Source organism: Mesorhizobium sp. B2-4-3 (genome assembly GCF_006442815.1).
Classification (GTDB): Bacteria; Pseudomonadota; Alphaproteobacteria; order Rhizobiales; family Rhizobiaceae; genus Mesorhizobium.
In genome coordinates this window covers 23,809-34,827 of record NZ_VFVL01000045.1, presented here as the reverse complement: position 1 = coordinate 34,827, position 11,019 = coordinate 23,809, and the positions used below count along the sequence as shown (strand labels likewise).

The following is an 11,019-nucleotide window of genomic DNA, read 5'->3' as shown; positions in this document are numbered from 1 at the left end:
CGGGTCGGCGATATTGACGCCGTCCGCGCCGGGCACGTCGTTGGCGAACACGTTCACCGTCACCGGTGCGTTCTCGGCTGCCTGCGCGGCAACGTCGTCATGCGCCGTCGGCACATCGTCAATAATCTCGACCGACAGTGTACCCGGAAGCGAGACGTCGCCATCGCCGTCGGTGACGGTCACCGTCATGTTGTCAAAGATCGAGGCGTCGCCGGCCGGGTGCTGCTCGCTATGCAGGAGCGTGTAGGTATAGCTCACCTGGCCGGTGGCGGCGTCGTAGCCGTTGATGGTCAGCGTGTTGCCGAACGGCGTCGTGATGGGGATCGGTGTCGACGCGCTGTTGGCAAGCGCGGCGGCCGAAATCACCTGATTGTTAATGGTCACCGAGCCGATGCCGTCGGGCGAGTTGATGGTGAAGGTGCCGGTGTTGTGCTCGGAGGGATCGCCGTCGGAGCCGGGCGCCGCCACCTCGCCCGCGCCTTCCGACCCTGAGCTTTCCGGCAGACCCTTCTCGTTGACGGTGGTGTCGCCGCCGCTGGTCGACGGCGTCAGGTCGAGGATCGTCGGCGTGGAGTCCGGCAGCAATCCCGGGAACAGCTCGCGATGGTCAGGCTGGCCGAACGCCAGGTCCGTCGGCGGCAGCAGCGACGTCAGGCCGAAGCCGTCGCCGATCCCACCTGCGGGATGTTCGAAATTTCCGCCCGCGCTGCCCGGCGAGCCGTTGCCGCCGGCCGAGATCGAGCCGTCGGCGCCGAAGGCGACATCGACATGGCTTGCCTCGAGCGCGGCGATCAGGGCCACGCGCGGCACCTCGACATCGCCGAGGATGAAGGTCGGCACGTTCAGCGCGGCGTCCTTGATGACGATCTGGGATCCGTCGGGCTGCGTGAGGACGAGATCGTGTCCGTCGACCTTGATGTTGTCGATCGACACGCTGGCCGGAAGCTTTACGACGTTGCCGGCCTCGACATGATATTCATGCGGGGTATTGCCTGCCGCTGCATTTGCCGCCGGTGCGGGAGCAGGAGCCTTGGCGTCGGCCGCCGGCTGGTTGGCTGCCGGCGCATTGGCCGCGCCTTGGGCCGGCGCGCCGCTGCCGACATCGACCGGCACTGGCTCGCTCGCCGCCTGGCCGGTGGTCGCCTGCGCGACCTGGACACCCGTCGAGATGGGATTTTCCCCAGCGCTCGTGTGCTCGTCCCAGGAATTTGAAACGGCGTCGAATTCGATATTGGTCGTCATAGCTAAAACCCCTCCGGCATTTCCCGGAAAGAGACATGTCAGGCCCGCGCTTTGCAACAGACCTTCAATCTAATTCATATATTCGAATATGTAGAGAATCGCATTTTTTACACTTGGTAAATTGCGATGATATATCTGGATATGTATGATCTTAAGGACCGCGGGATTGACCGCGCCGCACGCCTCCCGCCTTGGTAAATGGAAGTATAATTTTGAATAAAATTTGATGCAAAACAGAATAGCGTGATTCGCGGAAACTTACCCACCTTCCTTTCCGATAATTTGAGACAAGATTGGTACCGTCCACAGTCAAAGGTGGGCGTCATGAAAATACAAAAAGCAGCCCCGACAGGGATCAAGGTTCTCTTGCTGGCGATCGGCCTTGCCGCTCAGGCAGATCCATCGTCGGCAAGCGCGAATTCGGGTGCGGTTCAAGCCTTGCAGAAGGTGCCTGCTCCGGCGAGCCTCGGCGGCGTTTCGCTGGCCCGGCCGCTGCCCTGGCAGTCGGCCTCCGCGTACCGGATCGCGGACGTTTCTGTGGGCTACACGCCGGCAGTGCCTTACGAGGCTGAAGCGCACGCCACGGCCGATCCCGGCATCGACCCGATCCAGACCGCCGCGATCATTCCCGGCGTCTTCGGCTCCGTCGCTTTGTCGATGCACAACTTCCCGGTCGCGGCGCGCTGGGCTCCCGTCTACAGGGCCATCGTCGATTGCACCGCCGGCAGCGTCTGCGACCGCGAGAGCCCGGCTTTCGCCGAGATCGTCAAGATTGCCGGCGACAAGGGCTTTCGCGACAAGCTCGCTTTCGTCAACAGCAGCATCAACCGCCTGATTGCCTATCGCAAGGACAGCGTCGTCTATGGCAAGCTCGACTATTGGGCGAAGCCTTCGGAAATCCTCGAGCATCGCGCCGGCGATTGCGAGGATTTCGCCATACTGAAGATGGCGGCGCTGCTCAGGGCCGGAATCCCGGCGCAGAGCATGTCGCTCGTGGTGCTCCAGGATCGCCGCCGCAAGTTCTTCCACGCCGTCCTGTCGGTAAGCACGGGAAGCGGCGCCTTCATCCTCGACAGCCTCGGCAACGCCGTCCTGCGTGACAGCGAGTTGCCCGACTACGTTCCGCTCTATTCCTTCAGCACGGATCGCGCCTGGATCCATGGGTCGAAGTCCGGCGCACAGGTCGCCGACATCGCCGGCGGCTTCACGACGGTGGCGCCCGGCGAAGGCACTTCGCCTGACACGGCAGTTGCGCCTGCAACGTTCGGTTTCGGTCCGAAATAGGCTGCCTGTACGTCCATGCCGTGACTTCCGAGCGCCGCTGCCGTGCAGGCAATTCGGAATGCCGGCGGGACAGCGCCCCCTCTGCCCTGCCGGGCATCTCCCCCACAAGGGTGGAGATCAGATGTCGCGCCGGCTTTCGCTAATCGCCGACGTTGCGGGAATGGTGCCTTCGGCGAAGCTGCCAATCTCCCCCCAAGTGGGGGAGATGTCCGGCAGGACAGAGGGGGGCGCGAAGGATCGCGGCCTATCCCTTCTTCAATCTCAGAGCGAGCTGACAGGCGCTTCGGCCCATCTCCAACGCATTCGACGTGCCGATGCGAGCACCGTCCGAGCCATCGAAATTTCTGCGCAGGGGAACTACCCGTTGTAGACGAAAGCCATCAACAGTTCCGGATCGGTGACGGGCGCGCGCACGGCGCTGAGCTGGCCGCGATAGCGGCGCTCGCCCGCGCCGATGACGAAGCCGCTGGTGACCGGCGTTTCGCCATTGGCGTCGAGCCGGGCGAAGATGTCGGGAACGTTGAGGTCGAGCGCCAGTTTCAGGTCCTGGCGCCCATCCTCGCCGGGCGCGCTCGGCAACTGACGCCTGACCAGTTGCTGGAACGGCGTGTTGAAGGCCAGGATCTTCTTCGAGGAAGACAGCGCGAAGGCGGGCGAGGGGCAGGCGACCAGGATTGCATTGATCGTGCGGATCGAAGCGAGCTTGCGCAATTCCATGCTTTCCTCGGTGAGGCCGCGCATGCAGGCGACGCGGATCGCCGAGGTGAGATTGCCCTGGTCGGGATGGTGTTCGGCGATCTCCTCGACCAGCATGCCGATCGTGCATTTGCGGCTTTCGGCCATCTGCTTCAGCGACACCCAGAAGGCGCGCTCCAGCCGGATGCCGCGACGCACGCCGCCGCGCGCCACGACGCGGAATTCCGGGCCGAAATCCTCGGCCGCGAGCGCCGGCAGCAGCCGTTCGCGCGAAGTGTCCGGATGGACGGCGCTATCGCTCACTCATTGCCTCCTGACGCGCCTTGTTGATGGGCTTCAAAAGATAGTTGAGGATCGTCTTGTGTCCGGTCTTGATGTCGACCGAGCAGATCATGCCGGGGATGATCGAATAGGTCTTGCCGTTCCTTGTCAGCGTCGATTTGTCGGTGGCGACCCGCACCTGGTAATAGGGCTCGCCCGTCTTCTGGTCGACGAGGCTGTCGGCGGTGATATTGGAGACCTTGCCCTCGATGCCGCCGAAGATCGAGAAATCATAGGCCGTGACCTTGATCAGCGCCTCCTGGTTCGGCTGGATGAAGGCGACGTCGCGCGGCGAAACCCGGGCCTCGACCAGCAGCGTCTCGGAGGTCGGCACGATGCCGGCCACGACGGCGCCCGGCTGCACGAAGGCGCCGAGCGTGTTGACGTCGAGCGTGTTGACGATGCCGTCGACCGGCGAGCGGATGTCGGTGCGCGCCACCTTGTCGGTGGCGCCGCGGATGGTTTCGTCGACCACGGAAAGATCGGCGAGCGCCTGCGTCAGGTCGCTCAACGCTTCCTGCTGCAATTGCAGCCCCAATTCGTTCACCTGAAGCTGCGCCTCGGTGATAGCCGACTTGGTCTTCTTGATGGTCTCGCCGGCCAGGGTCAACTGCCCATGAAGGTCGGTCTGTTCCCGCTCGACGCGGATCTGTTCGGTCCTGGCCATCAGACCTTTCTTGACCATGGGTTCGACCAGCGCCGCTTCCTGGTCGGTGACGGCAAGGCTCTTGGACAGGCGGTCGGCATTGGCGGTGGCCTCGTCCAGCTCCTTCTCGCGCTGGTCGAGGCGCGATTTGAGAACCGACAGCTTGACCTCGAAATTGTCGCGGCGCGCGACGAGCAGCTTTTGCTCGTTGTCGCAGATCTCCGGCGCGGCTTTCTGGATTTCCACAGGGCAGGGAAACGACCCTTCGACACTGCCGCTCTGCTCGTACTGCAGCCTGGCGATGCGCGCCTGCAGCGCTCGCGCCTTGGCCTTCTCTTCGCCAAGGCTCGACGTGTTGCCCGAATTGTCGAGACGAATGATGAGGTCGTTCTTCTTGACGGTCTGGCCGATCTGGACGGCGATCTCCTGCACGACGCCCGGTTCGCTGGCCTGAATGATCTGCGTCTTCGAAGCGGGTATCACCTTGCCGTCGCCGCGCGCGATCTCGTCGACCTCGGCGAACGACGCCCAGGCCGTGAAGCACACGAACAGCGCTCCGACGATGTAGACGGACGCCGAGGCGAAAAGTGGTGGCCGGTCTTCCCTTGCTAGCATGTCCATACGTTCCGGTCAGGCATTTGCCTTCTGCAGCGCCTGGATGACTTGTTCCTTCGGCCCGTCCGCGACGACGCGGCCCTGGTCGATGACGATGAGGCGGTCGGCAAGTTCCAGCATGCTGTAGCGATGGGTCGACACGATCAGCGTCGTGTTGCGGTCGAACGCCACCTTGAGCTGCTTGATCAACTGCCGTTCGGAAGCGAGATCCATCGAGCCCGACGGCTCGTCCAGGAAGACGATCTTCGGCTTGGTCAAAAGCAGCCGCGCGATTGCCACCGCCTGCCTTTGTCCGCCCGAGAGATTGGTGCCACGCTCGCCGACATTCATGTCGTAGCCGCGCGGATGCCGCGAGACGAAGTCGTCGACGCCGGCGGCTTTCGCCGCATCGATGATCTCCTCGTCGGTGGCTTCCGGCGCCGCCATCAAGAGGTTCTCCTTGATGGTTCCCGAAAACAGGTCGCCGGCCTGAGCGACGATGCCGACCGCGGCGCGGACCTCCGAGGGGTGGTATTGCCGGATGTCGATGCCGTCGAGCAGCAGCTCCCCCGACGTCGGCAGGAACAGCCGGCCGATCAGCCGGCCCATCGTGGTCTTGCCGGAGCCGATGCGGCCGATGATGCCGACCCGCTCGCCGGGCCTGACCGCGATGTTGAGCCCGCTCAGTACCTCGTTTTCCGTGCCCGGATAGGCGAAGCCGACATTCCTGAAGACCAGCGCCCCGCTGCGGATCGGCCGGTTGACGAAACCGACCGTGTCGGGGCGGTCCTCCGGTTGCGACATGATCGTGTTGATGATCTTGAGCGACAGCATCGCCTGCCGGAACCGGGCAAGCGTGATGGCGATCTGGCCGAGCGGCGCCACGGCGCGGCCGGCAAGCATGACGGTGCCGATGATGGCGCCGGTCGACACCTGGCCTTCCGAGAAGGCATAGGCGCCGGCCACCACCAGGGCGACCGTCACCAATTGCTGGATGGCGCCGGTGATGTTGCCCGCCGCCGCCGAGAGCTCCTTGATCTTTTCCGACGTGTTGGCTGCGTTCTTCGAGTGCTCGCCCCATTTGCGCAGGAGATAGGCTTCGGCGCGCAGCGACTTGATCGTTTCCAGCGTCGAAATGGATTCGACCAGCAGGGCCTGGCGCTGCGACGCCTCGTTCATCGAGGCCGCCACCCGCTTGCCGATCCGCCGCTGCGTGATCAGCCCGACAATGACGGAGATGACGAAGGCCAGCGCCGGTATGACCACCAGCCAGCCGCCGATGGCGTAGATGACAGCCAAGAAGACGAAGACGAAGATCGTATCGATGAAGACGCTGATGGTGTTGGAGGTGAAGAACTCGCGCACGAATTCGTATTGCGTGACGCGGTTTGCATATTCGCCCGTCGACCCTGGCCGCGCCGAAAGCGAGGAATTCAGCACTTTCTCGAACAGCAGGTAGGAAATCCGCAAATCCGCCTTGCGGCCGGCATAGTCGATCAGCGACGCCCTGGCCGTCTTCAGAAGCAGGTCGAACAGGATCGCCGCGCCGATGCCGAGCGCCAACACCCACAGCGTCGAGATCGCCTTGTTGGGCAGGATGCGGTCGTAGACGTTCATGGTGAAGATCGGCGAGGCGATCGCCAAGAGATTGATGAACACCGCCGACAGCACCACTTTCGAATAGGTGCGCCAGAACGACCCCATGGTGCCGGTCAGCCAGTGGCGCCTTTCGATCCGCGCGGCGGTGCCGACCGTCATCTCCTCGGCCTGGTTGGCATAGGTGATCGAGAAGGACGTGCCGCCGCTGATATAGCTTTCGGCGAGTTCCGACCTGGCGATCGTGGTGCGGCCGTTTTCCTGCGGCGCCGTCAGATATTGCCCGCCCTCCATTTCCGCCAGGAGGGCGACCGGCAATTGGCTGACGCGAAAGACGATCGCCGGAAGATCGAAGCGGCCACGCAGGAAATCGCGATGGCTGAAATCCTGGACCTCCAGGCCGATGCGCTCGGCCAGATGACGGATTTCGTCGGGCTCGATGCGCGTCTCCGAAATCGGCACGCCGGCGAACAGCACGGTTTCCGCGCTCGGCCTGCCGAGATAGGCCGCGACAGCGCAGAAACAGGCTTTGAAAGCCTCCTTGGGCGATAGGATATTAGGTTGCTGGTTCACGATCCGCCCCGAAGGACCGAAGATCGACGCTACATTGGCTACTTTTTCCTGACCGGCGCGAGAATGTCGAACGGCAGATCGTTCTTCTGCTCCGACGGCGTCCGCGCATAGGTCTCGGTATCGGCCGTGGCCGGCACACCGAATTCCTCACGGGCGTAGGCCGCGGCCTGCTTGGCCGGCTGGATGTTGAGTGTCTTCAGCAACTCCCCGGTTGCGGCCAGCAGCCGGTATTCCGCGAACAGCGACGCGTAGGACGACGTGTCGGCCAGCGTCGCGGTGTTGAAGCGCGTGTTCTGGGCATCGAGCACATCGAGCAGCGAGCGCTGCCCGACCTTGAACTGCTCGCGATAGGAGGCGACCAGCTTTTCATTGGTGGCTGCCTGCTGCCGCAGCGTCTTTGCCAGTTCCGCCTGGCGGAAGCGGCGGTCCCACGAGGTGCGCACGGCTTCCTCGATCTCGCGCAGCACCTGGTGAAGCCCAAGCCGCTGCTCGCTGGTGCGGCGGATCTGTTCCTGCTCGTTGGCCTTGTCGATGCCGCCGCGATAGAGGTTCCAGCGCAGCACCACCCGGGCCTGCAGGTCGCTCGCGTCGCCATTGTCGCCGTCGATGTCATACCCGCCCCGGGCAACACCCTCGGCGGTGATCGTCGGGCCGTATTTCGCCCGCGCCGCGTCGACCAGCGAGGCGGCAGCATCGATGTCGCTGTTGGCCATATGGACGCGTGGATTGTTCTGCCTGGCGAGCCCGATCGCATCGTCGAGCGACCGCGGCAGGGCGGCTGCGACATCGGCCGGCCGCGACGCGTTGGTCAGCGGCTTGCCGACATTCTTGAAGAAGCGGATCTTGGCCGCCTCGAGTTCTTCAGTCGCTTCCTGCATCCGCGCCTTGGCGGCATAAAGGCGCTCCTCGGCCTGCTGCCGGTCGGCGTCGTTGAGCGCGCCGCCCGCGATGCCTTGCTTGATGTCGCTGAGGATGGACTGATGGAAGCCAAGGTTCTTCTTGGCCTCGGCCACGATCGAAGCCTGCAGCATGTATTCCAGATAGTCCTGGACGACCGCAAGCCCGATGAACTCGGACCGTTCCAGAACCCTGAAGGAAGCCCCATCGACCCGCGAGGCCTGGCGGTTGAGTTCCGCCCGCCTTGCGCCGCTGTCATAAAGCGTCTGCGAGACGGTAAGGTCAGCCTCGTTCGGATAGAGGGCTTTGTGATCCTCGTCGAGCGCTCGCCGTGTATCGTTGTCCAGGCGGCGAACGCCGGTCGATGCTTCCAGGTCGACGCTGGGAAGATAAAGGCCTTTGGCCTGTCGCAGCTCGAATTCGATCGCTTCGCGGTTTTCGATCGCCTGTCCAATCTCCGGATTGGATTCCACTGCGACGGCAACGGCTTCTTTGAGTGTGAGTGCGCTGGCGCTACCACAAGCCAGCATCGACACCGTAATGGCAAGCGCAACGCGCCAGCCGACGGTAATTTTACCCGTCCTGGTCATTTCTACCCCGTGACTATCCCCGCGCCATTTATTTTTTTATTGGCGCTTATTTGCCCAAGCCTGCCACCGGAGCTTTCGGCCAGTATCTATCAGATTTTTCGAGGTTGTGAGCATATAATGGATTAGACACCTCTCAAAAGTACGATTCCGGCCATTAGGGCCAAACCTGTAGCAAAAATGGCACAGAAACCGGGCACGGCGGGCCACGGCCTTTCGGTTCGGAGCAGGCCGCAACGGTTCTTGAAGCGGCCCGCAATGGTTAATGGTCTGAAACAAATGGCGAATCGCACGGGTCGCCGCGCACAGGCTTCACAGCAATAGTTCTTTCGAAACCTAGCTGGTTGCCGCCCCGCGGATCCCTTGGGAAAATCTGCTGCGGCCTTGCAAAGCATGCGCAAGAAATCGCCATACCAGTCTGGTTTGGTTGGCAAACGGGGATCGTTCCCTGTATTGCGGGCCGGAGGCAAAAGCCGTGGATCTTCTTGCATGACCAATCTCGCCCTGACGGGGCTTGCCCGCGATCTCGCCAGACGCGCCGCCGAGGGCAGGCCGGTGCGCATCGGCGTCATCGGCTCCGGCGAGATGGGTACCGATCTGGTGACGCAGGGCATGCTGATGCCGGGCATTTCGATCGCGGCCATTTCCACGCGGCGCCCGCACACCGCCCGCGAGGCGATCCGCATCGCCTATGGCGACGAGGCGATTGCCGCCGAGGCCGAGACCGGCTCCGGGGTCACCCGGGCGATCGAGGGCGGCAGGATCGCCATCACCTCGAACGAGATGCTGGTCACCAACCCGCTGATCGACGTCGTCATCGACGCCACCGGAAAACCCGGCGTTGCCGCCGATTTCGACCTGATGGCCATGCAGCATGGCAAGCATCTGGTGATGATGAATGTCGAGGCCGACGTGACCATCGGCTGCTACCTGAAGCAGCAGGCCGACCGGTTGGGCGTCGTGTATTCGGTCGGCGCGGGCGACGAGCCGTCAAGCTGCATGGAGCTGATCGAATTCGCCTCGGCGCTTGGGCTAGGCATCGTCGCGGCCGGCAAGGGCAAGAACAATCCTCTCAACCATGACGCCGTTCCGGACGATTATCGGGAAGAGGCGACGCGCCGCAACATGAACCCGCGCATGCTGGTCGAGTTCGTCGACGGCTCGAAAACCATGGTCGAGATGTGCGCCATCGCCAACGCCACCGGCCTGGTCCCGGATGTTCCAGGCATGCACGGCCCCAAGGCCGATCGCGATCAACTGGCCAAGGTGCTGATCCCGCGAGCGGATGGCGGCCTCCTGTCGAGGAAAGGCGTCGTCGACTACACGATCGGCAAGGGCGTGGCGCCCGGCGTCTTCGTCATCGTCGAGGCGATGCACCCGCGCGTCGTCGAACGCATGGACGATCTCCATGTCGGCAAGGGCCCTTATTACGGCCTGTTCCGGCCCTATCACCTGACTTCGCTGGAGGTGCCGCTCACCGCCGCCCGCATCATGCTCCACGGCAAATCCGACATGGTGCCTCTGCCGAGACCGGTGGCGGAAGTCTGCGCGGTCGCCAAGCGCGACCTTGCCGCGGGGGAGATCTTCGATGCCATCGGCGAGACCTGTTACCGCTCCTGGACCATGACCGTTGCCGATGCCCGCGCGATCCGCGCCGTGCCGGTCGGCTTGCTCGAAGGCGGCAAGGTACTGAAGCCGGTGAAGAAGGGCGAGTTGTTGACTGAGGACAATGCCGCGCCGGACCGGACGACGAGACTTTACGCCCTGCGCCGGCTGCAGGACGATATGCTCTATGGAACCAAGATCGGTTCGCCTGCCCTGTCGGGCTGAGCCGCTTCTTTGTGCGCAGCTCCGCCTGGCGGCCGGGTAGCAAGACAGCGGCGGTTGGCATTGTCATGACAGTCGCGCTATATTGTCATGGCGGATATGGAGCACAGCGATGAATCTTCAAATCAGGGATCCGCGGGCAAGAGAGCTCGCGCGCCAGCTTGCTGAAAAACGAAACATCTCGATGACCGACGCGGTAATCGGGGCCTTGGAATCCGAACTTCAGCGCCACCGCAAACAGACGCCGTTGGCCGAACGGCTTGCCATCATTTCCCGAGATTTCAAATCCAAGGCCGGCGGAGGCGGAAAGACGTTGAGCAAGGATGAGGTCGACGAGATGTGGGGACATTCCTGAATGTTCATCGACACCTCGGTCGTCGTCGCCATCCTGGCGGACGAGGAAGACGCAGCCGAATGGAGCGGCCGGATAGAGCTGGCGTCCCGGCGCATAACATCTCCGCTGGTCATGCTCGAAGCGGCGATGCGGCTTTCATCGATGCTTGCCGTCCAGCCGGTCGTTGCCGAAGCGGCGATAGAAGAGTTTCTGCGGGAGGCTGAGGTGGAAGTCGTTCCGATCGAAAGCGGCGATGCAAAGCTCGCGATTCAGGCTTTCTCCGAATATGGCAAGGGTCGGGGTCATCCGGCCCAGCTCAACCTCGCCGATTGCCTGTCGTATGCCTCGGCAAAAAGTCGGGGCATGCCTTTGCTCTATAAGGGCAATGATTTTTCCCACACCGACCTTGCGTGATGCGGACG

The 11,019-nt window shown here is 63.1% G+C and carries 9 protein-coding genes; 4 read left to right on the top strand and 5 right to left on the bottom strand.

The features are described from left to right. The coding region (locus FJ956_RS28330) for a hypothetical protein (RefSeq protein WP_210241607.1) at positions 1 to 1,242 on the bottom strand (1,242 nt) is incomplete at its 3' end. 324 nt (positions 1,243 to 1,566) lie between these two features. Here FJ956_RS28330 and FJ956_RS28325 point away from each other — a divergent pair. Beyond that, positions 1,567 to 2,526 (top strand): transglutaminase-like cysteine peptidase, encoded by a 960-nt coding sequence (locus FJ956_RS28325; protein WP_140684042.1) that lies wholly within the window; start codon positions 1,567 to 1,569, stop codon positions 2,524 to 2,526. Positions 2,527 to 2,883: 357 nt separating this feature from the next. On the opposite strand, the gene FJ956_RS28315 is transcribed toward FJ956_RS28325, so the two are convergent. Genes FJ956_RS28315 through FJ956_RS28300 form a run of 4 tightly spaced genes read right to left on the bottom strand, consistent with a single transcriptional unit; the run spans position 2,884 to position 8,439 of the window. Further along, positions 2,884 to 3,525, bottom strand: coding sequence for a ribbon-helix-helix domain-containing protein (locus FJ956_RS28315; RefSeq protein WP_140684044.1), 642 nt, complete (start codon positions 3,523 to 3,525; stop codon positions 2,884 to 2,886). Continuing rightward, positions 3,515 to 4,804 carry an HlyD family type I secretion periplasmic adaptor subunit gene (locus FJ956_RS28310; RefSeq protein ID WP_140684046.1) on the bottom strand — a complete coding sequence of 430 codons (1,290 nt, stop codon included), beginning with the start codon at positions 4,802 to 4,804 and terminating at the stop codon, positions 3,515 to 3,517. The genes FJ956_RS28315 and FJ956_RS28310 overlap by 11 nt, the downstream gene beginning before the upstream one ends. A 15-nt stretch (positions 4,805 to 4,819) precedes the next feature. Then, positions 4,820 to 6,952, bottom strand: coding sequence for a type I secretion system permease/ATPase (locus FJ956_RS28305; RefSeq protein WP_140684048.1), 2,133 nt, complete (start codon positions 6,950 to 6,952; stop codon positions 4,820 to 4,822). Positions 6,953 to 6,990: 38 nt separating this feature from the next. Beyond that, a complete protein-coding gene (locus FJ956_RS28300; protein WP_140684050.1) occupies positions 6,991 to 8,439 on the bottom strand; it encodes a TolC family protein in 1,449 nt (482 codons plus the stop codon). Between the two features lie 486 nt (positions 8,440 to 8,925). Between FJ956_RS28300 and FJ956_RS28295 the strand changes: the two genes are divergently transcribed. From FJ956_RS28295 to FJ956_RS28285, 3 genes are all read left to right on the top strand, one after another. Beyond that, positions 8,926 to 10,266 (top strand): NAD(P)H-dependent oxidoreductase, encoded by a 1,341-nt coding sequence (locus tag FJ956_RS28295; protein WP_140684052.1) that lies wholly within the window; start codon positions 8,926 to 8,928, stop codon positions 10,264 to 10,266. Between the two features lie 109 nt (positions 10,267 to 10,375). Further along, positions 10,376 to 10,618 (top strand): type II toxin-antitoxin system VapB family antitoxin, encoded by a 243-nt coding sequence (locus FJ956_RS28290; protein ID WP_140684054.1) that lies wholly within the window; start codon positions 10,376 to 10,378, stop codon positions 10,616 to 10,618. Beyond that, positions 10,619 to 11,011 (top strand): type II toxin-antitoxin system VapC family toxin, encoded by a 393-nt coding sequence (locus tag FJ956_RS28285; RefSeq protein ID WP_140684056.1) that lies wholly within the window; start codon positions 10,619 to 10,621, stop codon positions 11,009 to 11,011. Positions 11,012 to 11,019: the final 8 nt, after the last annotated feature.

Bases quoted from the DNA above. Each gene is read 5' to 3' on its own strand.
- FJ956_RS28325 (WP_140684042.1), top strand. From the start codon at position 1,567: ATGAAAATACAAAAAGCAGCCCCGACAGGGATCAAGGTTCTCTTGCTG.
- FJ956_RS28310 (WP_140684046.1), bottom strand. From the start codon at position 4,804: ATGCTAGCAAGGGAAGACCGGCCACCACTTTTCGCCTCGGCGTCCGTC.
- FJ956_RS28300 (WP_140684050.1), bottom strand. From the start codon at position 8,439: ATGACCAGGACGGGTAAAATTACCGTCGGCTGGCGCGTTGCGCTTGCC.
- FJ956_RS28295 (WP_140684052.1), top strand. From the start codon at position 8,926: ATGACCAATCTCGCCCTGACGGGGCTTGCCCGCGATCTCGCCAGACGC.
- FJ956_RS28290 (WP_140684054.1), top strand. From the start codon at position 10,376: ATGAATCTTCAAATCAGGGATCCGCGGGCAAGAGAGCTCGCGCGCCAG.
- FJ956_RS28285 (WP_140684056.1), top strand. From the start codon at position 10,619: ATGTTCATCGACACCTCGGTCGTCGTCGCCATCCTGGCGGACGAGGAA.